The organism is Zooshikella sp. RANM57, from assembly GCF_050749885.1.
In the GTDB taxonomy this organism is placed as follows: Bacteria; Pseudomonadota; Gammaproteobacteria; order Pseudomonadales; family Zooshikellaceae; genus Zooshikella.
Genome location: NZ_JBOIUB010000014.1, coordinates 68,055 through 93,345, shown reverse-complemented (window position 1 = coordinate 93,345; position 25,291 = coordinate 68,055). Strand labels below are relative to the sequence as shown.

The 25,291-nt window shown below is 38.7% G+C and carries 29 protein-coding genes; 13 read left to right on the top strand and 16 right to left on the bottom strand.

The window, feature by feature from the left end; genetic code table 11:
* Positions 1-5 precede the first annotated feature (5 nt).
* The 4 genes from ACQ96U_RS22650 to ACQ96U_RS22635 all read left to right on the top strand — a co-directional run bounded on the left by ACQ96U_RS22650 (position 6) and on the right by ACQ96U_RS22635 (position 2,616).
* Positions 6-446, top strand: coding sequence for a hypothetical protein (locus tag ACQ96U_RS22650; RefSeq protein ID WP_431723551.1), 441 nt, complete (start codon positions 6-8; stop codon positions 444-446).
* Between the two features lie 472 nt (positions 447-918).
* Entirely contained in the window at positions 919-1,242 is a 324-nt protein-coding gene (locus ACQ96U_RS22645; protein ID WP_431723550.1) for a hypothetical protein, read from the top strand.
* Between the two features lie 179 nt (positions 1,243-1,421).
* A complete protein-coding gene (locus tag ACQ96U_RS22640; RefSeq protein WP_431723549.1) occupies positions 1,422-1,625 on the top strand; it encodes a hypothetical protein in 204 nt (67 codons plus the stop codon).
* Positions 1,626-2,061: 436 nt separating this feature from the next.
* Positions 2,062-2,616: a nuclease A inhibitor family protein gene (locus ACQ96U_RS22635; RefSeq protein WP_431723548.1), complete on the top strand. Its 555-nt coding sequence runs from the start codon at positions 2,062-2,064 to the stop codon at positions 2,614-2,616.
* Between the two features lie 217 nt (positions 2,617-2,833).
* On the opposite strand, the gene ACQ96U_RS22630 is transcribed toward ACQ96U_RS22635, so the two are convergent.
* From ACQ96U_RS22630 to ACQ96U_RS22600, 7 genes are all read right to left on the bottom strand, one after another.
* Positions 2,834-4,117, bottom strand: a complete 1,284-nt coding sequence (locus tag ACQ96U_RS22630) for a GGDEF domain-containing response regulator (RefSeq protein WP_431723547.1) — start codon at positions 4,115-4,117, stop codon at positions 2,834-2,836.
* Between the two features lie 115 nt (positions 4,118-4,232).
* Positions 4,233-5,333, bottom strand: coding sequence for a nucleotidyltransferase domain-containing protein (locus ACQ96U_RS22625; RefSeq protein WP_431723546.1), 1,101 nt, complete (start codon positions 5,331-5,333; stop codon positions 4,233-4,235).
* 5 nt (positions 5,334-5,338) lie between these two features.
* Positions 5,339-6,265 (bottom strand): HprK-related kinase A, encoded by a 927-nt coding sequence (locus ACQ96U_RS22620; protein ID WP_431723545.1) that lies wholly within the window; start codon positions 6,263-6,265, stop codon positions 5,339-5,341.
* Complete coding sequence (locus ACQ96U_RS22615) at positions 6,262-6,564, bottom strand: HPr-rel-A system PqqD family peptide chaperone (protein ID WP_431723544.1); 303 nt, start codon at positions 6,562-6,564, stop codon at positions 6,262-6,264. Before ACQ96U_RS22615 ends, ACQ96U_RS22620 begins: the two co-directional genes overlap by 4 nt.
* Positions 6,565-6,595: 31 nt before the next feature.
* On the bottom strand, positions 6,596-7,195 hold the full coding sequence (locus tag ACQ96U_RS22610) for a hypothetical protein (protein ID WP_431723543.1): 600 nt from the start codon (positions 7,193-7,195) through the stop codon (positions 6,596-6,598).
* Positions 7,196-7,411: 216 nt separating this feature from the next.
* On the bottom strand, positions 7,412-8,272 hold the full coding sequence (locus ACQ96U_RS22605) for a sulfurtransferase (RefSeq protein ID WP_431723542.1): 861 nt from the start codon (positions 8,270-8,272) through the stop codon (positions 7,412-7,414).
* Between the two features lie 14 nt (positions 8,273-8,286).
* The gene (locus tag ACQ96U_RS22600) at positions 8,287-8,760 is read right to left on the bottom strand and encodes a hypothetical protein (protein WP_431723541.1); all 474 of its coding nucleotides are present in this window, start codon (positions 8,758-8,760) and stop codon (positions 8,287-8,289) included.
* A gap of 84 nt (positions 8,761-8,844) precedes the next feature.
* On the opposite strand from ACQ96U_RS22600, the gene ACQ96U_RS22595 reads away from it, so the two are divergent.
* From ACQ96U_RS22595 to ACQ96U_RS22585, 3 genes are all read left to right on the top strand, one after another.
* Complete coding sequence (locus tag ACQ96U_RS22595; RefSeq protein WP_431723540.1) at positions 8,845-9,621, top strand: substrate-binding periplasmic protein; 777 nt, start codon at positions 8,845-8,847, stop codon at positions 9,619-9,621.
* Positions 9,622-9,695: 74 nt separating this feature from the next.
* Complete coding sequence (locus ACQ96U_RS22590; protein ID WP_431723539.1) at positions 9,696-10,460, top strand: substrate-binding periplasmic protein; 765 nt, start codon at positions 9,696-9,698, stop codon at positions 10,458-10,460.
* A gap of 214 nt (positions 10,461-10,674) precedes the next feature.
* Positions 10,675-11,712 carry a threonine aldolase family protein gene (locus ACQ96U_RS22585; RefSeq protein WP_431723538.1) on the top strand — a complete coding sequence of 346 codons (1,038 nt, stop codon included), beginning with the start codon at positions 10,675-10,677 and terminating at the stop codon, positions 11,710-11,712.
* 89 nt (positions 11,713-11,801) lie between these two features.
* On the opposite strand, the gene ACQ96U_RS22580 is transcribed toward ACQ96U_RS22585, so the two are convergent.
* Complete coding sequence (locus ACQ96U_RS22580) at positions 11,802-12,182, bottom strand: DUF5064 family protein (protein WP_431723537.1); 381 nt, start codon at positions 12,180-12,182, stop codon at positions 11,802-11,804.
* A gap of 260 nt (positions 12,183-12,442) precedes the next feature.
* Positions 12,443-13,135, bottom strand: coding sequence for a tRNA/rRNA methyltransferase (locus ACQ96U_RS22575; protein ID WP_431723536.1), 693 nt, complete (start codon positions 13,133-13,135; stop codon positions 12,443-12,445).
* A 457-nt stretch (positions 13,136-13,592) separates the two neighbouring features.
* Between ACQ96U_RS22575 and ACQ96U_RS22570 the strand changes: the two genes are divergently transcribed.
* Complete coding sequence (locus ACQ96U_RS22570; protein ID WP_431723535.1) at positions 13,593-13,868, top strand: hypothetical protein; 276 nt, start codon at positions 13,593-13,595, stop codon at positions 13,866-13,868.
* A gap of 100 nt (positions 13,869-13,968) precedes the next feature.
* Here the strand turns inward: ACQ96U_RS22570 and ACQ96U_RS22565 are convergent, their stop codons facing one another.
* From ACQ96U_RS22565 to ACQ96U_RS22535, 7 genes are all read right to left on the bottom strand, one after another.
* Positions 13,969-15,027 (bottom strand): lipase secretion chaperone, encoded by a 1,059-nt coding sequence (locus ACQ96U_RS22565; protein WP_431723534.1) that lies wholly within the window; start codon positions 15,025-15,027, stop codon positions 13,969-13,971.
* A 197-nt stretch (positions 15,028-15,224) separates the two neighbouring features.
* Complete coding sequence (gene maiA / locus ACQ96U_RS22560; RefSeq protein WP_431723533.1) at positions 15,225-15,863, bottom strand: maleylacetoacetate isomerase; 639 nt, start codon at positions 15,861-15,863, stop codon at positions 15,225-15,227.
* A 16-nt stretch (positions 15,864-15,879) separates the two neighbouring features.
* Positions 15,880-16,869: a fumarylacetoacetate hydrolase family protein gene (locus ACQ96U_RS22555; RefSeq protein WP_431723532.1), complete on the bottom strand. Its 990-nt coding sequence runs from the start codon at positions 16,867-16,869 to the stop codon at positions 15,880-15,882.
* 18 nt (positions 16,870-16,887) lie between these two features.
* Positions 16,888-18,018 (bottom strand): homogentisate 1,2-dioxygenase, encoded by a 1,131-nt coding sequence (locus ACQ96U_RS22550; protein WP_431723531.1) that lies wholly within the window; start codon positions 18,016-18,018, stop codon positions 16,888-16,890.
* A complete protein-coding gene (gene hppD / locus ACQ96U_RS22545) occupies positions 18,011-19,099 on the bottom strand; it encodes a 4-hydroxyphenylpyruvate dioxygenase (RefSeq protein WP_431723530.1) in 1,089 nt (362 codons plus the stop codon). The genes ACQ96U_RS22550 and hppD overlap by 8 nt, the downstream gene beginning before the upstream one ends.
* 612 nt (positions 19,100-19,711) lie before the next feature.
* The gene (locus ACQ96U_RS22540) at positions 19,712-20,116 is read right to left on the bottom strand and encodes a hypothetical protein (protein ID WP_431723529.1); all 405 of its coding nucleotides are present in this window, start codon (positions 20,114-20,116) and stop codon (positions 19,712-19,714) included.
* Between the two features lie 360 nt (positions 20,117-20,476).
* Complete coding sequence (locus tag ACQ96U_RS22535) at positions 20,477-21,793, bottom strand: hypothetical protein (RefSeq protein WP_431723528.1); 1,317 nt, start codon at positions 21,791-21,793, stop codon at positions 20,477-20,479.
* A 279-nt stretch (positions 21,794-22,072) separates the two neighbouring features.
* Here ACQ96U_RS22535 and ACQ96U_RS22530 point away from each other — a divergent pair, with 279 nt between their 5' ends.
* From ACQ96U_RS22530 to ACQ96U_RS22510, 5 genes are all read left to right on the top strand, one after another.
* Positions 22,073-22,765, top strand: coding sequence for an alpha/beta fold hydrolase (locus ACQ96U_RS22530; RefSeq protein WP_431723527.1), 693 nt, complete (start codon positions 22,073-22,075; stop codon positions 22,763-22,765).
* 78 nt (positions 22,766-22,843) lie between these two features.
* Entirely contained in the window at positions 22,844-23,269 is a 426-nt protein-coding gene (locus ACQ96U_RS22525; protein ID WP_431723526.1) for a GFA family protein, read from the top strand.
* Between the two features lie 143 nt (positions 23,270-23,412).
* Positions 23,413-24,351, top strand: a complete 939-nt coding sequence (locus ACQ96U_RS22520; RefSeq protein ID WP_431723525.1) for an AraC family transcriptional regulator — start codon at positions 23,413-23,415, stop codon at positions 24,349-24,351.
* A gap of 370 nt (positions 24,352-24,721) precedes the next feature.
* A complete protein-coding gene (locus tag ACQ96U_RS22515) occupies positions 24,722-24,862 on the top strand; it encodes a hypothetical protein (RefSeq protein WP_431723524.1) in 141 nt (46 codons plus the stop codon).
* Between the two features lie 154 nt (positions 24,863-25,016).
* Positions 25,017-25,268, top strand: coding sequence for a DUF6868 family protein (locus ACQ96U_RS22510; RefSeq protein WP_431723523.1), 252 nt, complete (start codon positions 25,017-25,019; stop codon positions 25,266-25,268).
* Positions 25,269-25,291: the final 23 nt, after the last annotated feature.

Sequence of the window (25,291 nt, the reverse complement as noted above, 5' to 3'; positions counted from 1 at the left end):
TGAAGGTGAATAACAAAGGCGTTTGGGCTTTAGTCATAGCCGCCATTATCACAATCAGTACTGCAGTAGCTCATATGTCATGCATTTTCCTTGGACCATCTTGCTATTCAGCACAAATGGCACCACAAGTGGTAATACAATCAGCAATTGATGGCACATTAATAGCACCTATCACGACAGTCTTTATTTCTATTTTATTTATTACATGTGGAGTATTTGCTTTATCGGGGGCAGGTATTTTGAAAAAATTACCACTACTCAAACTAGCTTTAGCCTCCATTGCAACTTTATGCCTATTACGAGGTATTAGCACCCTCCCCTTATCACTACTTTATCCAGATAAGGTTAGCATGTTTAGTATTTCAGCGGGTATCGTTTGGTTTATCACGGGTGGGTTATTTATGTATGGCTGGATTTGTACACATCATGTACGCACTAATCATTGAGATTTAAACAGTAATTGATTTAGACAAAATCAAATTTACTTGCTCACTCGTGCCTCCTACAATTTATTTTTAATTACTTTGGTTAACTACCAAAACCAGTTTATACTTTTAAAGATGATACATTTTCAACCGCACTTTATAAATCAGCCACTTTTACGTCTTAAAAAATTCACTTTGATAAAACCTAGTTGTTAGCCCTTTTAGTTAAAGCACTTAGCAAATACTTCCCTTTATTAGAGATAACATTTTTAGCATAAATAAGGATAGCCTTTTACAGCAAAAGGAGATGAGTAATGGACCTCCCTGTCACCTACGAGTTTAAAGAAAAGCATTCGGGTATAGTCGTGTAACTGTTCACGTAGAGATTGCTGGTCCAGGCAGCTGGACAACAACTCTAGATTTTGACGATATTCTTGATGGAGGCCTTGCGGGCGGATTCATATTCGCCTTCCCCTGCCAGGAGGCCAAGCAAATGTCGCATGGACACGGAATGCTGCCTCCTTTAAAAGACCAAAATACAGGTAAAGTCATTCCTTATGGTTCAACTACTGGTAAATACATTGATGTCGGCTGTGTGATTGGCAATGTTTCAGGTTTTTTAAATGATAATAAAGTCATGACACTTACTTTCGACTCTAACGGGGTTGGCGGTCAAAGTCATGGCAGTAGTGTTACAACCATGCTTAATAATGCAGAAGTTGATTGCATTGGCTTTTCCCAGGAAGGTCAAGGTGATGAGCATGGTGATAAATACATTTACAATGGTTATTGGGTTAAAAAAGAAAATCAGTTTTAACAACATTAATTAATCCTCAAAATCAACTTAGCTACTCGAAGTCACGAATTATTAGATAGCAAAAAACACACATAACCATTCAAGCCCAGCGATCCCTTTTTAATTATTTTTCACCTAAGATAATTAACACCACTCTAAATAATCAACAAAAATAACTTTCTTTAAAATAGAGAATAATCATGAAAAATAAAGTTCATCCGTTTCATAAAATATTCGAAAATGAAGTTATTCCTGAGCATATATTAAAGAAAAAAGGCAATGAAACACCAATAGTGCCTGAACAAACTAGAGTCAGAGCAGATGCAGTTTTAAACCACTTACTATTAGCCATTGACCATGGACATTATTACGGTTGTGCCGCACTTATGGCTATGAAAGAGTGAAATTCAGAAACTTATGGTTTAGTTTTACCAGGAAATATTTTCTTATTTTCAGGAACTAAGATTGAGTACACTCATAATTTCTATGGCTATTCAACGTTTAATGGTAAAATCCACCCTCCCGTAATTTTATCTCCTGAAACATCAATGCTTCATTCCCAAATGTGTGAAATCCTAGACATGGAATCAACAAATTATTAGCTCATAATCTAGCCACTCCAAACCGTGAATACTGTCGCATTTCTTTCAATAAAACCCAGTAAGTTTCATTTATCTTATTAATTTTATTAGTCAATAATTGAATCAAATTCCAAAATTCATATCTACAACTTATGGAATATTAAAAATCAAACATTATCTGTCATCGTCTTTGGTAGAACCCATTTTACTTAAGTAATAATTAACACTATGTAGCATGAAACCAAGCAAAGGTGAATAAATGAGTATTAGAGATAAGCTAAGCCCAATTTCAGTTAACCACCCCGATGCAGCTACTCTAACCCAGTTTAGCAGTTTGGTTGAAGGCCTTTGGATGTATAGCGAAGACAAACAGCCTTACGATGTTTTTATCTGGGATGTTGCAACACATGGAGAACTTTTAGTAGATCCCCCATACAGTTTTAGCTATAGAAAAATTGTAGAAAAAATTTATGGAAAAATGACTCCCATAGGAAAAACCAATTTACTACAGGAAAAACACCGCTCATTTTTTGAGTTTGATGGTGAAAAACTAGCTAACAAGAAACCTTTAAAATTCTATCGAGACCAGTACCGAGTCTGGAACCAATTTGTAGGTCGTATCTACACAGACAATGGGGCTCTAAATCAAGATGAAATAACCAAAATGCGAGCTTTAGCTAAACAGCTATGGATGCTCGAATCAAACACGGTGCGGATATTTGAGTTTGGTCTCCCTATCATTCAACAGTATCTATTCGGCAGAACCGAAAATGGTAATTGGTTAGGTATCCATACCGTTTCTGTGGAAACATAAAGCTCACACTTTGCTTATCAGGTGCTGTTTTTTTTATAGCTTGCAGGGAAAAGCAGGCTACTGCTTGAAATAGACAATCTAAAAAATAAAGCCATATCCTATGCTGTAATCAGGTTATTAATAACTACACATTTTGATAAAATGTAACTGGGAGATATTTATAAACTTCTTTTATCCATTATTAATTTAGTGCTGGTTTACCTTAAACGATTAGTAGTTAATCAGCTGATTCGTCATCAGCATCAATATAGGCATCACTGGTAATTACCAGGTTACGACCTGCTTCTTTTGCACGATAAAGCAACCGATCAGCTTCTGTCATCATGTCCAATAATGTTGGCTTAAGTTTTTCTGTAACCCCTATACTTATAGTGAAACTCAGTGTTTCATCTTCAATTTCTATGGATTGCTCACTAATATAGTTTTTAAACCCAGATAGTAACTGTGCGCTATGTTCAATGTCCAGGCCAGGCATTAAAATACAAAATTCTTCTCCTCCTAACCGGGCAACAAGAAAACGTCTAAATTTTTCAGCTAACATCGTTCCCATTTTTTTTAAAACCTGGTCACCAACATCATGTCCATAACGATCATTAATTCCTTTAAAAAAATCAATATCCAGCAATGCAAATGATAAATGCCGATTCTCTTGTAAAGCTGTCTGTAAATATTCCTCAGCTTTAGCAACAAAGTATCGGCGGTTAAATAAACCTGTTAAGTAATCACGATTCGCTGTATCCTGAATTTTTGCAATCAACTCCATTTCTTCAATATTATGCATCACTCGACAATGTAGCTCTTCTTGATAAAAAGGCTTCTTTAAAAAGTCGTTTGCTCCCATCTTAATAAAACGGGCAGATAAGGAGCCACTCTCCATACCTGATACCCCAATAATACAAAGTGATTTGTTATTATCTTTATGTCGAATGGTTTTGACCAATTCATAACCATCCATTTCTGGCATATTATAATCAACAATAAGCATTTTTATATCGGGCTGTTCATGTAACATATTTAAAGCTTGTAAACCTGTCTCAGCCTCCAACACTTGATAGAGATGCAAATGCAATGTTTTTTTACAAAATGATCGCGAAGACTTTGAGTCATCCGCGACTAAAATCTTTACATGTTGATTTTTAACTAATCGCTCAAGAAGTTTAATAACAAACTCATAAGAAACCCGACTTTCTTTGACTATATAATCAACAATACCTTTTTCTTGTAATTGAATACGACGCTGATCATCATAAGAACCGGATAAAACAATACAAGGAATTTGATAAGACAAAACTAAGTCGACTATTTCTCCATGAGGAGCATCAGGTAAGTTTAAATCAACCACAGCAGCAAAAAATGGATGCTCCTGGCTTTCTAAAAAAATCTCAGCTTCACCATATGTTGCGACAAATACTGGAGAAAAAATCTGATGTTTTTCCAATAAGTGCCGCATAATTTTTAAAACAATAGGACTATCTTCAACAATTAAAATTGACTCTGCCATTGGGTTGCTCAATAACTACTCATTATTGATGTTGGTATCAACATCAATACGACTGTTTTCATAATAAAAACTATATAAGCAATAATAGCAGGCTACTTGCTAGTCTTAGCAATATTTACACTTTCCTACCCAAACGCATCCAGGCTTTAGTGAATAAGTGCTTCATTAATAACAAAGGCGGCATCCGGAGCCAATGTGATCTAATATACAGTCCCCAAATAGCCAATAGACGGTTCATCCTATGTAATCTTGGACCACTATCAACAGGTAAAAGCGCTAAAGGCAGCCACTTACTCATTAAACAGTTTACGAGTAAATTAGGTTTAAATTGTTGAACAGACTGTAATAAATCATCAGGAATAGGCGTTTTTAAAATAGATCGTGTATAAATAAGACTGTAGTAAAATGGTCTCTGTACCCCAATTTCATTGGCTCTGGTTAATAGCTTTTGGTCAAAACCAGCATATTTATTCGTAAAGTACCGATACAAAACATCCAAATCAACTAAGTCACGTAATCTATTTTTTAGCTCAGAGTCATAAAACAGATGAACACAGCTATGTAAAAACTGGTCTTCAGCAGACAATACTTTTATTCCAGGTATATTGCTGGGTTGGGCTGCAGACAATAATAAGTCAGGATCAGGGTTTAGTCTGCTGGTACGAGGTAAAATTCGGTGGTGTAAATCAACATCCACACTACGAAAACGGTGCCTCAGTGGTGGAATTTCATGCATCCATTGACGATAGTAATAATCGTCATAGCCAGAGGGTGGTTTGTGACTTTCCCAGCCTGCTTGTAATAGACATTGCTCCACATAATTTAATTGTTCTTCAGGTACTAAAATATCAACATCCGATAGATATCGTCCTCTTAAGCCAGGGATTTCCTGAGCAATATATGCAGCACCTTTAAGCAACACAAAGTCATTGACGTTTTTAAGTGTACGTTGAAGCCGGTTTACTTCCCACTGTGCCATTTGGCTCAAATAGCCTGAAAAATGCATGACTCCAAGAATAGTTCTCCTTGCCTTTTCAGGTAAAGTAGATAGCAACCCCGCATCTTGCAAGCGATAGCCAAGTGTGGCCAATAATCCAGACTGTTTTGCCAATTGTAGCCAGCCATCTAACTCAACACTTTTTAAGCTCACTACATAATGAATATCATTCAATGAGCGAATCAAATTTGAAAGTGTCGCTGATTGACATGAGTACATAACATTTACTCTTCAGGCGGGAGTGATTTAATGAGCTGTTGAAGTTTTTCAATCACCGTATCCAAGTCATTAAAATACAGCTCATAACATTTAGACTGATCAATTAATGATTTAACCGCATGAAAGCCTTTCTTACCCACAATTTGATAATTGAATGCATTATTAGCTAAACGTAACAGAGCCTGGGCTTTAGTCACCTCTGTTAGTTTAAATCGTGTTTCAGGCTGGTATTGAGGAAAAATAACAAGCCTAGGTTTTGCTTGTCTTTCACTTTGAGCAATACTCGTTAGCGGCGGGCGAAAGTGAGCAACATCTCCTTTACGCGTTTTGGTAAATAGTGGACCAACCACAGCATCAGGAGCAAAGCTCCGTATGACATCAATAGATTGATTTTTTAGAGGGATAAGCTTAGGAAATGGCTGAATTAAACCTGTTTCCAAGTCAATTAAGCCAAACTCATCCGATAACATTCGCCACCCCCGCATAGCAAAAGCAGCACAAAGAGTACTTTTTCCTGAACCAGGCCAGGCTGGCAACAGCACACCTTTACCCTGATACTCAACAACTGCAGAATGCAGCATCAAGTAGTAGTGACTTTGTGAAGCCACACACCAATTTGTCCCCCATTCCAACATTGGTAATGCATGATCCAGAGGAAAAGGAGCCATCCCAGGATCTCCATCTGCGGTCTTAAATAGCACCTGTGGCCTCCACCAATAACGATGAGAGTTAGGCCGTGCCAGTTCTACTCGAAAATCTATTAATACGTCGCGATTAACAAATGAGTAATGTGCGAATAAAACATGTAGTTGTTCAGCCAAAAAGGGAATATTCGCTTTTAATTGAATATTGAATGGTCCACATTGATAAACAACACCTTGAGTTTTCAGGTAATGGTGAATGGTAGGTGGGGATAAGTCAGAAAATCTCATACGCAGACAGACTCTATGAGACCAAGCTCATCAAGTTCGTTTAATAGATGTGAAAGCTGCACATTGCTCAAAGTATCTGAATCAAGCTGATACTCTGAATACAACTGTGATAAAAGCATTGAGCAACTAAGAGGAGATTCAGAGAGGATTAATAATATTGCCAAGGTTAAATCATTAAGTAGATGGGTTTCAGCTGTAAGCTCGTTGAAAACAACGGTTTCTGATTCCCATCTTGCCCAATGAAGATACTCAGAAGAGATTGTTTGCCAGCATCCCTGGCTAGCACTAGAACGCTTCACACACAAGCCAGTACGTTACACTCACAATGGATTAGCCAATATTTTCAACTGGATTATTGTACAAAGAAACCCAACAAGACTCTGTCACAGGTGAAGCCCCCGCAGTACGTTCAACCATCAGCTCTTTTGACTGATCATCATAAAATACTAAGACTCTAACATTTTCACGTAATATGGTGACATTGCCTTTCGCCGCTTTTTCTTCCCACTTATCAAGCTGCTTTTGTACCTTTAACTGATCAGATACTTTTATCAAACCACCAGCCTGTTCTTGGTAATACTCGCTTTTCACCACATAGTAAACTTGCTGACCAGAGTCAGCTGATTGATCTGACTTACCAGGATTGTGTATAACGGTTATTTTAACCGCCTCAGCACGAAGCCACTTAACGTCTTCAATGTCATACCCAGGTCGTACAATAGTTTCAGCCTGGCTTGCAGTGTTGGCCAATTTAGCCTGACATGTTGCACTACTGGCAGCCAAAGCAGCCCCACTTCGTAAAGTAAGTAGTAACGGTGCTGCAGCCGCTGAAGCTTTTAATAATCGACGACGACTAGCAAGCTGTTGCCAATCGCCACTAGAAGCCTGTGGGCTATGATCTTGAGAGTCTTTACTGTTGTGTGTTTTCATAATCCGTTTCTTGTTAAGTGTCCGTTAGTTACCTGAAACTCATTCTACTACTTTAATTTAGGCAAGTATCAGACCAAAACCCCGAAAACCTTTAATTAACAGTAGCTTAAGCTAAAAGTAGAACTATTTACTTGAGTACTACTAACAACAACTAATCAATGTGTAAAAGATAGTAACATATTGCCACGGCTATGTTTTCCAAACCACTACCCAATTTTAATCAGAAATCATTGCATCCAGTTTACTAACAGGACGCTGAGGACTCGTTATCCACTCACTCCAGGATCCCACATAAAGTTTTGGCATTGGCAAGCCGGCAAGCTGCATAGAAAAAATATTATGGCATGCAGTGACGCCAGAGCCACAATAACAAATACAATTTGTGACCTCATTCACTCCTAAATGCCGAAAGCGCTCCAGAAGCTCACTAGGAAACTTAAACTTTGTATTCTGATCAAGATTTTCAGTATATGGACAACAAACAGCTCCAGGAATATGGCCTGCCACTGAATCAATGGGTTCTTCTTCTCCAGCAAAGCGGCTATAAGCCCTTGCATCAAGTACTATCACCTGTTCAGCAGACAGACTACTAAGAACCTCATTGGCTTCAACCTTTAACGAATCGTTACACACAAAATCAAAGTGAGTTAAAGGATTCTCTGGTAACACTGATGTACATGGTAAACCATCATTAACCCAAGCCTGGTACCCCCCATCTAAAAGATACACACCTTCAGATTTACCTAACCAAAGTAACATCCACCACAGCCTTGCGGCTTTAGCCCCATCTGCATCATCATAAATAACAATAGTATGCTGATCACTAATACCCAACTTTCCAAGTTTTTCTGCAAATTCTTGTGGATGAGGTAAAGGATGACGGCCAGTTAAACCTGGAACCACTTTTGCGGACAAGTCCTTATCCAAATCAAGATAAACAGCCCCAGGAATATGGCTCTTTTGATAAGCATTTAACCCATAGTCAGGATCAGCCAAGGAAAAGCGACAGTCTATTACTCGGGTATTTGTATCTTTTAAGCAAGCATTCAGTTCAAATGTGTTTAATAAACGTGACATGGAAATCCCTAACGCTAAGGCTTCATTTGAATAACTTCATCATCTTTTATCATTTTATTATGTAATTCTGCTTTCACGTCAAGCCCTTCCAACTCTACGCCATCCTCAACAATAATTCGTGTTGAGTCATCACTGTAGCTAATTGAGCTGTTTGACGCTGTATCCTCACCAGGTACAACAGGTATAGCATCCGCTTTTTCATGTTTATAACTCGTTCTTAGTCCCTGTTTATGTTCAGCTCTTGTGTCAACGGGAGTGACACTATCTACACCTTTACTATCTCCTTCAACAACAGCAGATACTTCTGTATCGCTCTCATCTGCGTCGATCACTTTCACGTTCTCATTTTCTGCCTCAATCACTGTATCTGCCGAAGATTCAACAGGTTTTGCTTGCTCAAGCCAATAATGATAAAACCCTATACCAGCTCCTCCCATTATGCTTATGGCCAATAACACAAAAAGCGTCATTCTTGCGGTATAACTCATAACCCCTCCTAGCCTATTCTCATGTAGCCCCTAGAAATCGTCTAGACTTGATACTTAAATCCACTAAATGTGCACATAAGATATATGCAATCCGTATGCAAGGTATTTATAGGGCTATGGTATGCTTTGAGCCTTTCCCTGTCATTGAATACCCATGGAAAAGATCGAATTGTACTCACTTCACTTAACTGGGAACCCTACATAGGTCGATCTTTACCTAACAGCGGTTACAGCTACGAGCTTATTAGTGAGGCTCTAAAGATCAGTGGTTACTCACTGGAAGTTATATTTTTAACCTGGGATAGGGCTATGGAGCTTGCCAAAAAGGGTCATACTGATGGCGTATTCCCCGCCTATTACTCTAAAAAGCGTGAAAAATACTTCATTTTTTCTAAACCAATCCCAGGAGGTCCTGTAGGATTCTATAGTCGTACAGAGAACAATTATACCTTTGCAAGTGATCCCAGAGAAAATTTTGCTAAAGCGATTGAACCGTTAAAAAACCTAACATTTGGTGTCGTTGAAGGATACGTCAACTACGCACCTTTTGATGAAGCTACTTACCTAAAAAAACAATACACTATTAGTGATGACCTAAATATTAAGCGCTTATTCAAAAAGCAAGTGGACATTATTTTTATCGACAAATATGTAGCTCAATATATTATTGCTAAAAAATACCCATGGTATTCATTAGAACTTGAATTTATAAAGCCCGCACTTGAGATCAAAAATCTACACATTGCTTTTTCTAAAAAAGCCAAACACCATGAAGCGTTCGTTGAGGCTTTCAATAAGGGACTTGAACACATGACGCGAAATGGAATGGTTGCAGAAATCTTGCTAAAACATGGATTTTAACCCATACATTATACTCAGGTTTCAACGAATAGCGTCTATTCTGTTTAGTTAACCTGATAGCCAGCCAAAGCATTATGATAAAACCGTTACTATTAATTACTCTTTTTTTGTGGATAAGCTTTTCTCATGCCAGTGATCGCCCGACGATTGTTTTATCTTCTTTAAACTGGGCTCCCTACATTGGACAGGATATGCCAGAGAAAGGCTATGTTTATGAGATCGTAAAAGAAGCCTTTGCCCGCTCAGGCGCCAATGTGGATGTACTATTTTTTCCTTGGGCCAGGGCTTTACACGTTGCCCGACATGGACATGTTGATGGACTATTTCCTGAATATTATGACAAGGCACGAGAAACAGAGTTTGTCTTTTCTGATCCTTTCCCTGGGGGGCCTGTAGGTTTTTATAAACGCCGTGATCGAGACATAAAATTTTCCATTGATCCGCGCACCAACCTCACCAAAGCATTGAGAGATCTTAAAGAATATAGATTTGGGGTAGTACGAGGCTACATTAATACTAAAGAATTCGATGATGCTGACTACCTAAAAAAAGAAGAATCCATTAGTGACAATGTTAATCTCAAACGTCTATATAAAGATCGTGTACAACTTATATTTATTGATAAGTATGTTGCTCAATATATTATTGCTACGCGCTACCCTTGGTATTCACTTGAACTGGAATTTATGAGTCCTGCACTTGAGGTGAAAGAACTCTATATTGTTTTTTCAAAAAAAGCTGAGGACTATCAAAAAAAGCTAGCCCTGTTTAACGAAGGTCTTAAAATAATTAAAGACGATGGCACAATGGAAGAACTCATGTCAAAACATGGTTTTTAGGCAAATTTCCTCCGCTCAAACTATACAGAACCCCCATGTCATTTAAGTTTAAACAATCGTTTAATAAAAAAACCTTGCTTTCAGCTATAAACCTGCCCTATTTTTGACACTACACATAAACTCCAACCCTTAACTCTACATATAAATTTAATTCTCACTAATAAGTGACGTATTCAGGTAGAGCTTGGGTTCCAGATTATAAGGTGTCAATTCAATGACCAAACCCGGCCAATTTGCCAGTGATAACTATTCTGGTATATGCCCGGAAGCCCTAGAGTATATGCTTTTGGCGAATGAAGGGGATGCTGAAGCTTATGGCGAAGATGAATGGACGCGTAAGGCTTGTGATGAATTTCGCATATTATTTGAAACAGATTGCGATGTATTCTTTGCATTCAATGGTACTGCAGCGAATTCTTTAGCACTTGCCTCTCTCTGTCAGTCATACCATAGCGTCATTGCACACCACACTTCACACGTTGAAACAGATGAGTGTGGTGCACCTGAGTTCTTTTCTAACGGCTCCAAACTACTTTTAGGGGATGGTGCAGAGGGCAAGCTTAGTCCAGAGTCAATTGCAGAGCTTGCCAGTAAACGTACAGATATACACTACCCCAAACCTAAAGTTATAAGCATTACCCAAGCCACAGAGCAAGGTACGGTGTATACCATCGATGAATTACAAGCGATTAAAGATGCCGCTGATCATTATCGACTTAAGATTCATATGGATGGTGCTCGCTTTGCCAATGCCTGCATTTCTCTTGGCAAATCACCCGCCGAAATAAGCTGGAAACAAGGTGTTGATGTTTTATGCTTCTCAGGCACGAAAAATGGCATGGCAATTGGTGAAGCCATCATATTTTTTGACAAACAGCTGGCAGAAGATTTTTCTTACCGTATTAAACAAGCTGGGCAACTCGCTTCAAAGATGCGTTTTCTCTCAGCCCCCTGGCTTGGAATGCTCAAAACGGGCGCTTGGGAAAAAAATGCTCGACATGCCAATCTATGTGCCGCCTATCTTGCCGAGCAGTTATGTGAAATACCAGGGGTAAACCTACTACGTCCCTGTGAAGCAAATGCGGTTTTTGTGGCACTACCAGAGCAGGTTATCGTTAAATTACGTCAACAAGGATGGCGAATTTACACCTTCATTGGTGCAGGTGGTGCTCGCTTTGTATGTTCATGGAACAGCGACAAGACACGAATTGATCAATTGGTCAGCGATATAAAACAATTAATGGCCAAATAAATCATTAAAAAGAACCGCTGTAATTACTGAATCATAGCGGTTCTTTTAGCGTGCGAGAGACTTTTAATGGAAAAGGTAAACAGAATAAATTACTGTTTTTTAGCGCGAAAAAAACGATTTAAATCAATTGAATATGTTGTATAGTTTAGCTGACTTTTTATTTTATTATAAATATCATAGTACTCATGGCCCGTTAAATAGGCCTTATTCCAACCAGAGATGGTTAATCCCTCACCAAACAGCCCGTGACGACGAAGAATACTTTTAACCCTTTGCGCAAAATTATAAAATTCATCCCGTCTAAGCACTGCAGTCTCTTTCACAGTTCCCTCTTTTGAGTTGATGCTGACGTTAACAACCACAGCCTTATCAGGTTCTTCTGGATAGACTTCATAGTTAATGTCAACTTCTGCGGCTTGAGCCTGCTGCGAAGTGTTATAAACAAACTTTTTCTGGGTTAAACCATTCATAACTCTCTGCCAATATGAAAACAATTAACAACGTATTAAAGTAGTAATATAACTACAACACAGCATTATTTTTTTAATCCGTGTCAACACTCTTGTTAACATTTACAAAGCTATCGAGTTATCTCATATAGATTCTCAGGGAATGCTTCTAGTGCACAGCCAGTACAACTTAGCAATGAGACCCCACGCTTACTTTTGCATTAATTTCTCTTACTGCAGATCACCACAACGATAGTAGAGCCTTTAGGTTTAGTAACAACCTATTGATTTATCTTACGAATCACATCCGTTACCAACGTATGCAGAAAATTAATATCCTTTTGAGAGCAAACAGGTAATCGTTCGCGAACCCACTGATACTCTTTTGCTGAGCTGGGTATATTCAGTTGTTCAAGCAAGCATGTAACTTTTGCTTGTAGTGCTCGCCATTGGCCCTCAGCAACCACAGTAGAAATGACCTCTGACTGAAGCCATTGAGTCAATGGGCTAAGTTCATAAGCATACAGCATGACGGCTTGCCCCAAATTTAAAGAAGGATAACTTACAGCCAGTGGAATGGTGGATAATATATCACACAAGTTAAGCATCTCATTGGCTAGTCCATGGTCTTCACGGCCAAAGACAATGGCTACCCGCGCTAGTAGTTGACGCTTTTCAGACAACGACTCATATAATGCCTTAGGGGAATAGGCAAACCGTTTACCTGCTCTTTGTTTCGTTGAGGTACCAATCACCAGGTCAATATCATTGAGGGCATCTTCAAGAGATGAAAATGTCTGGACACTCTCTAAGATATCTGTTGCTCCATGTGCTACCCACTGTGCTTCCTCAGCGAGATGCTGTTGACTATTCACAATTCGTAACGTAGAAAACCCCATGGTTTTTAACGCGCGAGCACATGCGCCCACATTCGCGGCCCGCTGAGGCTCAACCAAAATGAAACAAATTTGCATGAAAGTCCTGTTAATTCTCTGACCCAATCGCTACCGCCATTCACTTACATTACTTTGGCACTCACTATCAATTTAATTCAATGTAGTGCACAAAAATAATATCGAAGGCGTCTACAAAATATTACAAGACGATTGCCGAATGAAGATAGGTTAAGGCATTATACTATTTTTTCCAGTGCTTTACGCTATGCCTTATTCATTTTACGTAATATGTATGCGTTAAGTGGTTTAGGGAAGGCTTTTGTTTTATCTGTCTGTATAGACAGCAATGAACGTATAACACAATTTAAAGCTTACTTTGAAAGACAAGTAAAACAGTTGCGTTATGAAACTCGTGGGGCAGTACCACTGTAACCTGAAGTCAAACAAGGCAACGCTTCATCCCTTACTGCCTTTCTTCAAGTAAGCCATATTATAGATTTAGTTTTACCTCATCAGTAGTAACAAGGAGCTCAGTATGAAATATTTAGTTGCAGCAGTAAGTATGCTTATGCTCGTTGCCTGTAATAGCAATCAGTCAACAACAGCAGGACAAACAGAAGAATTACCACCCCCTACAACGCAAGTAGATACCACGCCTGTAGCTACTGAAACCGTTGAGCCAGCACAAGATCCAATGCGTGAATTGTGGGAACGCTACTGTAATCATGAAGCATTAACTGTAGAAGAGCGCCAAATGATTGCTGAGTCTACAATGCCTGTTGATTTACAAGCTACCTGTATCCAAAAATAGTTGTCCACTGCCGTTCCAACTAGCTTTCATCATATGCTATGAGGAACGGCAGATTATAATAAACGCTGAGAGTAGTTCGTGCGTAGCTTATTTCATCAGATCAAGGATGCTTAACTAACGCTTTTACACGTACCTGCTCATTTGTAGAAAAGGATTGTTTCAAAAGTAATTCAATTGATTGCGTTTTATCTTCTACCGCCATTGTACTTTCAACTATATGGTGTAATGACTGCTTATAATTAGCTAAACGTTGTTGCCACTGGTTTCTCATTTGCTCCAACTGAGTCAGTCGTTCAACGGCTGCACTGCCAAATTCAGTTATTAGTGCTTGCTTTGCGCTATCATCTGACCCTGCCAACACATTAATTGCTTTCTTTTGAGATACGGGATCAGCTATCAGAAATAATTTTTTATCGTTATCGCTAAGACTGGCATTCAAGGCACTTATCGCCGCCATTTGTTGTTCTGCTGAAAACATCTCGTTTTGTAATATCGTGATTCTCTCTAGCATATACTGGTCATAACGATTATCCCTGCCAAAAAAAGCTTCTGCGGTACTCGCTGAAAAGTACTGCTGACGTAGCTGATTTAAAACCATTAAACGATTATTTAATACCGAAATATCATACGTCGACTGTGCTTTAATACCAAGATAGTCACCACTATCTATCACTGTATTTTCAAGGGTTACTAATGCTTTCTTGTATGCTAAATATCGCTCAAGAAGCGCTAATGCTTGTCCTTCAGCAGGAGGGCGTAAGTGTAAGCGAATATACTGCTGCAACCGATTGACACTCTGTTCTAACGATTCAAGCCCTTGAACTGAAAGAAAATAGTCAAATAAATCACGTAGTTCACGATGAATAACTAGCTGTCCCAAGCTATCAACAGTCAAGCTTCCATCAACCAAGGTATCTTGCAAATATTCGGGTAAATTAATTTTTGCCTGCTGTGTTGTATAAGCCTGTTGATCAAGCTCAAAGCGATCATTGAGAACCAACGACTTTGCTTGATGACTGTCTTCTTTTATTACATCAAGTGGTTGATTACGAATTTCTGCAGTCACTGGAAAATACATCACAACCACATAGGCAATGATGACAATGGTAAGTGATACCAGAGCACTCAATAAAAAGCTTCGTTGTCGGTTGACAGCCATTGACTTATCCCCATGTACGTATTTTTTAAGCACACCGCTTACAGAATGCAAAACACGTGCACACAACAAGCACGAAAGTTCAAGCTAGCAAAGGGGTAAGGAAGTCACAATGTATTTCTGTGACTATGCAAGACAGTCTAACAATGACTATAAAGCTATTGCTTGTCTAACGATCAGAAAAGCCGACAAGTGTCGGCCTAAACAGCATCGGGTTGGGACTCAGGAGAAGCTTGTTTAAATGCAGGAAGCTGAATGCAATCGTCGTAAATTTTGGTAATATTTGGAAACGCTTTAAGATCTACTTGAAACCGCTTTGCGTTGTAAACTTGTGGGATTAACGTTACATCCGCAAAGGTCAACTGATCTTGCCAGCAGTATTGTCCAGCATGTTGCTTTAACAACGTCTCTAGCGCAGTAAACCCATCAACAATCCAATGTTGATACCACGCTCGCTTGGCCTCCTCTTCAACATGAAGATTTTTACTTAAGTACTGCAGTACCCGTATATTATTCAGTGGATGGATCTCACAACCTATTAACTGCATCATTGCTCTAACCTGTGCCCGAGCCACAGGGTCAGAAGGAAGTAATGATGGCACTGAATGTGTTTCCTCAAGCCACTCCAAAATCGCCATAGATTGTATTAAGCTATTTTCCCCTGTATCTAGCACAGGCACACGTTGCTGAGGATTTAACTCAGTAAACCAAGGGGAAAACTGCTCTCCCCCCTCTTTTACCAGATGGACAGGAATAATGTCATAAGTGACTTGTTTAAGGTTGAGAGCAATTCTAAGCCGATAGGCAGTAGAAGAACGCCAATAACTGTATAGTTTCATGCTTTCTCCTACCTGTTTAATTCACATTATATTGAACAACCTGTTGGTCAATCGCACCAAAAATTGATTGGCCGTCATCTAAAAACATTTCAATTCGAACACGATCGCCAAACTTCATAAACGACGTTTTAGCAGTGTCTTGCTGAATTATTTCCAACATACGTTGTTCAGCAATACAGCTTGATCCAGCAGAACGATCATAGTTAGATACCGTACCTGAACCTATAATCGAACCTGCCGTTAGTGGTCTCGTTTTTGCGGCATGAGCGACCAGCGTAGGAAAATCAAATGTCATATCCTCACCCGCATTAGGCTGGCCAAATAAACTGTCATTTAAATAGGTATGCAATTTAAGGTGTATTTTTTGGCCATCCCAAGCATCACCAAGCTCATCAGGTGTCACGGCTACAGGGGAAAAGCTGCTTGAAGGTTTACTTTGAAAAAAACCAAAGCCTTTCGCTAACTCACCAGGAATTAAATTTCGCAGTGAGACATCATTGACTAACATGAGCAATTTAATATGCTGCTGAGCTTCTTCTGGCTTCACCCTCATTGCAACATCATCCGTTATAACCGCAATCTCTGCTTCAAAGTCAATGCCATATGCTTCATCTGCAATAGGAATATCAGCGGTTGGTGGTAAAAATGCATCAGATCCCCCCTGATACATCAAAGGATCATGCCAAAAACTTTCGGGCATTTCTGCGCCTCGAGCCTTTCTCACCAGTTCTACATGATTTACATAAGCACTACCGTCAGCCCATTGGTAAGCACGTGGTAACGGAGAAAGCACCTCCTTACTGTTAAAGCGTTGTTCATTATGCAGCTGGTGTGCATTCAACGATTGATAAACTTCAGCCAAAGCAGGAGCAACCTCTGCCCAATTATCTAAAGCAGCTTGTAAGGTTGGAGCTATTTCAGGCACCGCCACACAGTGCTGTAAATCACGACTAACGACAATAAGTTGGCCATCTCGCAGGCCATTATTGAGAGAAGCTAATTTCATATAATCCAACATCCTTTTTTATTTTTTAGGTAGCCAGCTATTCACATACCCTGAATTTTCAATATCCGACACAATTGAGCCAATATCTAATGCATCCCGAGTATCCAGCATCACCGCAACCTCATTGGTAAATTTTTTACTGTATTCTCGGCCTGCTTGATAAGCTTTCGGATGTGGGCCATGTGTGAACCCCGCAGGATGGAAAGTGACCATACCACTATCTATGTTATCGCGACTAAAAAATTCCCCAGCGTGGTAAAACAGCACCTCATCATAATCATCATTATTATGATAAAAAGGCACTTTTAACGCGCCTGGATCACTTTCAATAGGCCGAGGTACAAAGGTGCAAATTACAAATCGCTGTGCCACAAATGTTGTATGTGCTGAAGGCGGAAGATGATAACGATGGCTCATTAACGGACGTATATCACGCCAATTTAACTTCACAACAGATAAGTCTCCATGCCAACCCAAAGCATCCAGTGGGTTATAAGGGAAGCTCACTATCGAAACCTGATTATGGCGCTTGATATGGACCTGCCAAGGATCCTCTGTTTGTTGCTGTATAAAAACATCATCAATAACAGGTGTTTCTAGTACTGCAGGATCAAAGATAGCATGATTACCCAATAGCCCTTTTTCAGGAAGTGCATAAGCGTCATTAGTCGCTTCAATCATAAGTAAAAATAATGATTCTATAGGCTCTAAGCGCCACATTGTCCCCCTTGGGATTACGACATAATCCCCTTCTTGTACTTCAAGCCGTCCATAATCACAAAAGAGCTGTCCTTTACCTTCGTGTACAAATAATAATTCATCACCATCAGCGTTACGCACCAAATGCTCCATTAGGCGCTCACACTTCCAAATACGGTATTGGCAATGGGCATTATGCAACAAGACAGGTGTTTCCCACGGTGACACAGGTAACTGATCCAGTTTATTACAATCAAAGGCTCGTGGGCGTAACGGCCCCTCCCAATGACTCCAGCCAGTAGGAGCATGACGATGATGCATGTGAGACGCAGGCCCAAAAAAACCACTACGCCCCAACTCTCGCTCATAAATACCTTCATCAGGGAAATCAGCATGAGCCTGGCGAGAAACCAGGCCTTGCTGACGAGGGTAGCTAATCCATTTACGCATCAGCCAGTACTCCTCTACGAATTTGGTCTTCTTCTATAGACTCAAATAACGCTTTAAAATTACCTTCACCAAATCCTTCATTACCTTTACGCTGAATAATTTCAAAAAAAACAGGACCAATAACGGTGTTAGTAAATATTTGTAATAAAATACCATCTTTTTCAGGAGCACCATCAATTAAAATTCGAAGATCTCGTAAATCATCAATATTCTCTTCATGCCCTTTAATTCGATCATTTACTTTTTCATAATACGTATCAGGTGTAAACATAAATTCAACACTACGTTCACGTAGTTTTTTAACTGTCTTATAAATATCATGCGTATAAAGTGCGATATGTTGAATCCCTTCACCTTTATACTCACGGATAAACTCCTCAATTTGGGACTTTTCATCAGAAGACTCATTAATAGGAATTCTAATTTTTCCACAAGGCGCTGTCATCGCTTTACTAACCAGCCCTGTTAGTTTCCCTTCAATGTCAAAATAGCGAATTTCTTTAAAGTTCCCAATTCTTGCATAAAAGTCGGCCCATACTTTCATATTTCCGCGCTTAACGTTATGCGTCAAATGATCAATGTCTGTCAATCCCATATCACATTCTTTCAATTTATTTTTCCAATTATCGTAAAAAACAAAATCAATATCATAAATTGACTGATCACCATAACGATCAACAAAATAAAGTGTACTTTCACCAATGCCATAAATTGCCGGAATATTAAGTTCCATTGGCCCTACTCGACCAGCAAAAAGTTTAGCGCCATTGGCAATCGCATGTTTTATCGCATGAGCCGCATCTTTAACTCGAAATGCCATGCCACAAACACTAGGGCCATGACAATGACTAAACTGCTCTGCCTGAGAATTAGGCTCAGCATTAACAATAAAATTAATATCACCTTGACGATATAACCAAACCTGCTTGGATCTATGCTTAGCGATTTCAACAAAACCAAGTTGAATAAATAATTTTTTTAAGGCATTAATACCTACCAAGTCTGGTGCTGTATACTCAACAAACTCAAAGCCATCCGTACCCAGTGGATTCATCACTTTATCAGCTTCAGGCATATTCATTGCCCCCTCCTTAGTCACTTTCATTACTATTATTAATTTTACGTATTTAAAACACGTATTAACTTTTTTCTTTTTACCTCAAAAGAGGTATTTTCTGATGGTTACATTTTTTATTTATACTCTGCTATCTTCACCTTTAACCGCTACCCCCTTCGTTTGGGTATATATAACGCTATATCACTAAACCTATCCTTACTTATTACCAAATACTAGCTACACCAATGAAGGGCTTTCTCACTAAGATAAGAATTTTTTTCTGGAAGTTGCACCACTAGGAGGGAATTAACCACATAAGCTTTGTCTAACAAAGCTGTAAACATATTGATACAAGTCAATTTATTTAAGTTAAAGTAGAAAAGCTGCCTATTCTACTGGAAACTTATTACTACAAAACTGGAACAACTACGCTACACCTAATTATATGACTATATATTCACGGCCATTTTCAATACAGTGAGTGTAATTGACGTTATTGAATGTTTATAAATACAGTCCATGCTGGGGGGACCAGCACTAACTGTATTTAAAATAAAGCGCCTAGCATTCACAAAAAATATCTGACAATGCATCACCTAACACGACATCATATAGCTGTCGTCATAGACTTTATCATTATTCAAATATTTCTAAGCCTGCTGCATCACGTTTTTCTGACTGGTCAAGTGACTTTAACTCAGTAGCAAAACCATTGGAGGTTTTAACCAGATAATAACAACCACTGAGATTACTTGTCGTACCAGATACACCAACAATCACATTACCTGAATGATATCCGGTATATAAAACACCATTCTGATATCCGTGAATGACAATCTGATTCCTTTCTGACCAATTACCACTATTACTTTGGCCATCTGTGAAAGTGCCATTCGAATTATAGGTAATAGTTGTTTGAGCATAACTACCATCGCAACCCCAGTCATAAAAATACTGATACGTTCCGGGTGTTGCACCGTATGTACTCGTTACAGAAAAAACACTAACGAATACTGATATTTTCACAAGGTTCTTAATCATGACCAAGCCTCCTTGCAAAAAACTTTTTCCCCGAACAAATTTCTTTGCTCTCACCTTCAGAATAGTTTTTCTCTCACATAAAATATAGATTATTTTATACTTTATTTATCGTATATAGTTACGTACACCAAACAACTATCCCCTCTAGCTAACCCGTACTTTCTTTACTAACCACCGCCACTGATATCATTTAAAATCATATAAAAAAGCCCAAACTACTTAAATCAATAAGCAATTTGGGCTTATAAAGCTTACAACAGTTCAAATAAACCAAGCTGATTTATTTTTTTGTTACCCTTCCCCCTACCAAAAGCCAACAATCGTACATATTATGCTATGCGTTAGTCTCAGAATATAGCGCTATCTTTTTTCAAATACCCTTATATTACTAAACGTACTTTTACCTGTTGGATTACTCGTATCATTATCTCTTAACAAGGTTAAGTATTTATAGTTGCCTGACAAATAAAGCCCAATTGGTATTTCAAAGTGCTGTGTACCCGTTCCGTTATACTGGTCATAATCAGCGATTCCCCACCCCGCCTGAGTACCAAAAATCTTAAATGTTTTATCAGCACTCATGCGGTTATCATTTTCCAACCCAATAGCTTCTATTTCAGCCTCTTTGTCACTACTAAAATCAAATGCCAATACTGTATTAGGTGTGACGTTATATGAAAAATTAATTTTTTTCCAGCCATTACCACTTAACACAAGTGTCTTACCTTTATCCTGTATCTCAGCAACGCCACTCTTATCCTGAGCTTGATCATAACTTGTGATCGGCTTATTGTGAAAATTTACGAGGGTAACCTGATCACTGTCTGAGTCGGTAGAGTTAAGGTCATTTAACGTTATTTTAAAGTTATCCAAATAAAACACTGTTTCTTCAGAAAAACCACTATTTGCCCAACCCAATAAGTACCCATGATCAAGATAGTTTCCAGTAGGTGAATAGTTCGCTAACTGATCAATATTAAAAAGTACATTTCCATTTTTCCAGACCATAATCTGACCATTGGTCTTATTTTTGTCCGCAAGTTTAATATGAAACTTATAATTAACCCATTGCCCCCTATCCTCCAAACGAATAATACTTTCTGTTGAAGGAATCTTATGCCCCCAATCAGACAGTCCTGGTCCTAAATGGTGAGATAAAAGAGAAGCACCATCAATACCACCTTTTAAACCAGCAGGCCAATACTCAAAGGCAACTGAATTAAATGAATCATAAGTTCCATAAGGACCTGACCAAAAAACTAAAAATTTGTTATTCTCTGATGTCTTTTGCAATCTATGGTAAAAATTAATGGGTATAAATAAGTCATATTGCACCGTTAGGTCACTGGTTCCAACTGGAATTTTAAAGCGCTGCTCAGCCCAAGCATCTTTTCCATCGGGTGTTCCTTTAAAGACAAACTTAAAACTATAATTTCCATTTTTGGGGTTCTCATTGCTCACAGAAGGATTAGCGGGTGCACCAGACCACTTAAATATCTCTTTCCCTTGAACGACAACAGGAGCAGATGATCGACTTCCAGATTCGAACGTTTCTTCATACATAAAAGGTGACAGTTGCGTTAAAGATCCAGCATTTACTACATTGAAACAGCTATAAACGACCATTACAGGAAACCCACCCATAAATGACAGATATACCCTTCTAGCAAACTTCATGTTTAATACTCTTGTAAAGCCACATTAAGAGAACCAACGTCTTTTCGACTTTCATGGACAATTCAGTGCAACACAGTTTTCTTTGATCTAGATAATTTTAACCAAAGCTTAGGCGTCGACTATGACGGCTTTTACTGTTTCAGTCTATGATATGAATCGCTGCTTCACTATTTGTAACAGGCTGTTTTAAACATACAGCTATCAAAGTCAAGTGACATAAAAAAATACTTGTTACAAAATAGTGCTTCAACGCAATCTACAGCATCAAGGTAATACATCATGCGTAAAACGGTTTTCTTTCTTCCGGGTACCATGTGTGATCAACGGCTATGGTCAAAGGTCTGGCCTCTCCTTAAAGCCAATTACGAACCGATGCATATCCCTCTTCCTGATGCTCAGAATATTAATAGCATGTTAAAAACAATCATTGAAAAGCTCCCCCCTGAAAACATAAATCTTGTTGGATTCTCGTTAGGGGGCTACATCGCATCCGCTTTAGCCGTTAACTACCCCGAACGAATGAGACGACTCATGATCATAGCCAATTCACCTGGCGCTCTGCCAAAAAGTGAAATAGAAGTCAGAGAAAAAAGTCTTAACTGGTTAAAAGAGCACGATTATCAAGGAATTCCACACTCAAAAATAAAAGCATACTTACACACAGAAAACCAAGACAAGCAAAATATCATTAAAATAATAACAGCAATGGACTTAACGCTTGGTAAAAAAGTACTTATCAACCAACTTAGCAATACAACAATACGCGATGATTTGTCAAAACAACTAAGTTCGATTGATTTACCTATCCTGTTTTGCACTGGTGAACAAGATAGTCTGGTAAACCGCACGACATTAGAAACACTGACGTCTAACAACAAGAATCTTCAGTTTCAGGAAGTCGAAAAAGCAGGTCACATGCTCCCTCTTGAGCAACCAGAGAGATTAGCTGCACTCATTCATCATTGGATATAATATTTTCTAAACAATTATTCGATATACCCACTATTATAAATACCTGTTTCATAGTACTAAGTGCGTAAGGAGAAAGTGATGTCAACAACCGTGAGTTGTGATGGAAAGTGTTTATGTGGTGCTGTAAAAGTTCACGCCCAAAAAGTAAAACCTCATGTAGGTGCTTGTCATTGCGGCATGTGTAGAAAATGGTCTGGAGGCCCTCTATTAGCCGTAGAGTGTGGTTCACAACTCACTATAGAGGGAAAAGAGAATATTACAGCATTTAGTTCATCGGATTGGGCGGAAAGAGGGTTTTGTAAACATTGTGGAACTCACATTTTCTACCACTTAAAAGACACTGAAGACTATATTATTCCTGCTGGTTTTTTTGATCATCCCACCCATTTCAAACTCAACCACCAGATATTCATCGATAAAAAACCTGAATATTACTCATTTGCTAATGAAACAGAAAATATGACTGAAGCTGAAGTATACGCGAAATACATGCCTGCAGAATAACTTACCCTCGGTATTATCATCAGACAGGTATGTTCTACTGAGCTCGTCTTTTGTTTCCTTTGAACTATGTATATAAAATATGCCCTTTGTTAAGGGTATATTGTATAGAATTTAAAACGTATGATTAGCCAGTATTCGCAACTATGGAACAAAAGACGATAACACAACATACCGCTCTTGAATATAAAAGGCGTGTATGTCTTGCCATGAACTATATCAGCCAGAACTTGGACAGAGAACTTCCCTTAGAGGAAATTGCTCAACAGGCTTCTTTTTCGATGTTCCACTTTCACCGAATATTTAAAGCGGTTGTTGGTGAAACAATAGCTGAATTTACGCGCCGAATCAGACTGGAAGTAGCCGCCAACCATCTATTATCCAAACCCAATGACAGTATCACAACCATTGCATTACACTACGCCTTCTCCAGTTCACAAAATTTTTCAAAGGCGTTTCGTCAACACTTTAAGATGACACCTTCTGACTATCGCAAACAAAAACGCAAGTTTGGAAACACCCCTAGCAACCTGGAAAACGCCCTATCATTAAAAGCAACGTATGCTATGACACCTTCACTGAGTGATTTACCCAAAACAAATAGGAGCATCAAAGTGAAAGCGGAAATCAAGACGCTACCTGAATACCATGTTGCTTATATTAGAAAAATTGGACCTTATGGTCCTGACACTTGTGAAAAGGCCTTTAACGAATTATGTCAATGGGCTGGTCCCAAGGGGCTTCTTAATACAGGCATCGTTTTAGGTGTATACTGGGATAACCCTGAGGTCACTCCTCCAGAAAAGTGTCGTGTGGATGCATGTATAAGCCTTCCGTCTGAAGCTAAACTTGAAGACCCCATTGCCACTCAGACACTTCAGGGAGGACCATTTGCCGTTTGCCATTTTGAAGTAAAACCAGACCAGTTCCAACAAGCCTGGGACAACGCCTTCGCCTGGTTCGTTGACAACGGTTATGAATGTGGCGACCACCCCTGTTATGAAATCTATTATAACAATGCCTCAGAACACCCAGAAGGGAAATGGATAATTGATATATGCATTCCTTTACTCGTAAAACCTTAAAAATTTAACACAAAATTAATCACTCTTAATAATTCAGTCAGTTACAGCCAAGGAGGGTAGTAACTACTGATGAATAGCAAACAGTTCATTATCTACTTCCTTAAAAACGTTCAAGTTCTGTATAAACGCTTCACTTCAAGACATCTCAATAATCCTTCGCCAGTATTTGCATATTCATTTAGCCGCAACAAATGTTTATCAATAGCATGATGAACCACTGCTCTGGATTAGCATAAACTTAAGGGTACCTCTAAAAATGATTGGCGAAGGGCAAAATACCGTATTTATGAAGGGCTGCGCTAAAAAAATAAATAATAGGAAGTTGAGTCAAGCCCCCAACTAACATACGGTTTAAATAAGGAACAGATTTATGCAGATGTCCACTACCCGGTTATCTGCCTTAGTCCGCTGTACCTGTGCAGCACTCAATGCCCAATTCACTGACTTTCGACTGGGAGAAATGTTCAGCCATTTCCCACAGTATTTTGGTGCTTTTTTTAGCTGTGATTAAACTTCCCACGATACGTAAATATATGATAGAGCTGGCGACATGTTACTTACTGTAACTGGCGGAAAATCAACCGCTAAATACACTAAACCCCATCAATTAATAACTATACTTAACGAGATAAACCCTTTGTCTAAGAGAACAATGAGAGGCTCATATGGATATAGCGCAAATGACATTAATAACAAGCTTCTTTGGTTGGTGCTCCATTATTAATATCAGTATATTACTACTATCTACTATTTCAATTATTCTAATGAAAGAGCACATTACGACACTTCATAATAAGCTTTTTGGTGTAAAACAAACAAACCTACTCTCAACCTATTTTCAGTACTTAGCTTGTTATAAATTAGCCACTATTATCCTAAATATTGTTCCTTATATTGCTTTAAAAATAATCGTTTAAATACCCTTATACTGGAGGTAAAT

Excerpts from the sequence above, each read along its gene's own strand:
- ACQ96U_RS22605 (WP_431723542.1), bottom strand. The coding sequence starts at position 8,272 with ATGTCACGTTTATTAAACACATTTGAACTGAATGCTTGCTTAAAAGAT.
- ACQ96U_RS22580 (WP_431723537.1), bottom strand. The coding sequence starts at position 12,182 with ATGAATGGTTTAACCCAGAAAAAGTTTGTTTATAACACTTCGCAGCAG.
- ACQ96U_RS22585 (WP_431723538.1), top strand. The coding sequence starts at position 10,675 with ATGACCAAACCCGGCCAATTTGCCAGTGATAACTATTCTGGTATATGC.
- ACQ96U_RS22575 (WP_431723536.1), bottom strand. The coding sequence starts at position 13,135 with ATGCAAATTTGTTTCATTTTGGTTGAGCCTCAGCGGGCCGCGAATGTG.
- ACQ96U_RS22520 (WP_431723525.1), top strand. The coding sequence starts at position 23,413 with ATGGAACAAAAGACGATAACACAACATACCGCTCTTGAATATAAAAGG.
- ACQ96U_RS22530 (WP_431723527.1), top strand. The coding sequence starts at position 22,073 with ATGCGTAAAACGGTTTTCTTTCTTCCGGGTACCATGTGTGATCAACGG.
- ACQ96U_RS22540 (WP_431723529.1), bottom strand. The coding sequence starts at position 20,116 with ATGATTAAGAACCTTGTGAAAATATCAGTATTCGTTAGTGTTTTTTCT.
- ACQ96U_RS22510 (WP_431723523.1), top strand. The coding sequence starts at position 25,017 with ATGGATATAGCGCAAATGACATTAATAACAAGCTTCTTTGGTTGGTGC.
- ACQ96U_RS22595 (WP_431723540.1), top strand. The coding sequence starts at position 8,845 with ATGCAATCCGTATGCAAGGTATTTATAGGGCTATGGTATGCTTTGAGC.
- ACQ96U_RS22635 (WP_431723548.1), top strand. The coding sequence starts at position 2,062 with ATGAGTATTAGAGATAAGCTAAGCCCAATTTCAGTTAACCACCCCGAT.
- ACQ96U_RS22550 (WP_431723531.1), bottom strand. The coding sequence starts at position 18,018 with ATGCGTAAATGGATTAGCTACCCTCGTCAGCAAGGCCTGGTTTCTCGC.
- ACQ96U_RS22525 (WP_431723526.1), top strand. The coding sequence starts at position 22,844 with ATGTCAACAACCGTGAGTTGTGATGGAAAGTGTTTATGTGGTGCTGTA.
- ACQ96U_RS22625 (WP_431723546.1), bottom strand. The coding sequence starts at position 5,333 with ATGTACTCATGTCAATCAGCGACACTTTCAAATTTGATTCGCTCATTG.
- ACQ96U_RS22620 (WP_431723545.1), bottom strand. The coding sequence starts at position 6,265 with ATGAGATTTTCTGACTTATCCCCACCTACCATTCACCATTACCTGAAA.
- ACQ96U_RS22535 (WP_431723528.1), bottom strand. The coding sequence starts at position 21,793 with ATGAAGTTTGCTAGAAGGGTATATCTGTCATTTATGGGTGGGTTTCCT.
- ACQ96U_RS22590 (WP_431723539.1), top strand. The coding sequence starts at position 9,696 with ATGATAAAACCGTTACTATTAATTACTCTTTTTTTGTGGATAAGCTTT.
- ACQ96U_RS22565 (WP_431723534.1), bottom strand. The coding sequence starts at position 15,027 with ATGGCTGTCAACCGACAACGAAGCTTTTTATTGAGTGCTCTGGTATCA.
- ACQ96U_RS22600 (WP_431723541.1), bottom strand. The coding sequence starts at position 8,760 with ATGAGTTATACCGCAAGAATGACGCTTTTTGTGTTATTGGCCATAAGC.
- ACQ96U_RS22630 (WP_431723547.1), bottom strand. The coding sequence starts at position 4,117 with ATGGCAGAGTCAATTTTAATTGTTGAAGATAGTCCTATTGTTTTAAAA.
- ACQ96U_RS22555 (WP_431723532.1), bottom strand. The coding sequence starts at position 16,869 with ATGAAATTAGCTTCTCTCAATAATGGCCTGCGAGATGGCCAACTTATT.
- ACQ96U_RS22640 (WP_431723549.1), top strand. The coding sequence starts at position 1,422 with ATGAAAAATAAAGTTCATCCGTTTCATAAAATATTCGAAAATGAAGTT.
- hppD (WP_431723530.1), bottom strand. The coding sequence starts at position 19,099 with ATGAATATGCCTGAAGCTGATAAAGTGATGAATCCACTGGGTACGGAT.
- ACQ96U_RS22570 (WP_431723535.1), top strand. The coding sequence starts at position 13,593 with ATGAAATATTTAGTTGCAGCAGTAAGTATGCTTATGCTCGTTGCCTGT.
- ACQ96U_RS22645 (WP_431723550.1), top strand. The coding sequence starts at position 919 with ATGTCGCATGGACACGGAATGCTGCCTCCTTTAAAAGACCAAAATACA.
- ACQ96U_RS22610 (WP_431723543.1), bottom strand. The coding sequence starts at position 7,195 with ATGAAAACACACAACAGTAAAGACTCTCAAGATCATAGCCCACAGGCT.
- maiA (WP_431723533.1), bottom strand. The coding sequence starts at position 15,863 with ATGAAACTATACAGTTATTGGCGTTCTTCTACTGCCTATCGGCTTAGA.
- ACQ96U_RS22515 (WP_431723524.1), top strand. The coding sequence starts at position 24,722 with ATGCAGATGTCCACTACCCGGTTATCTGCCTTAGTCCGCTGTACCTGT.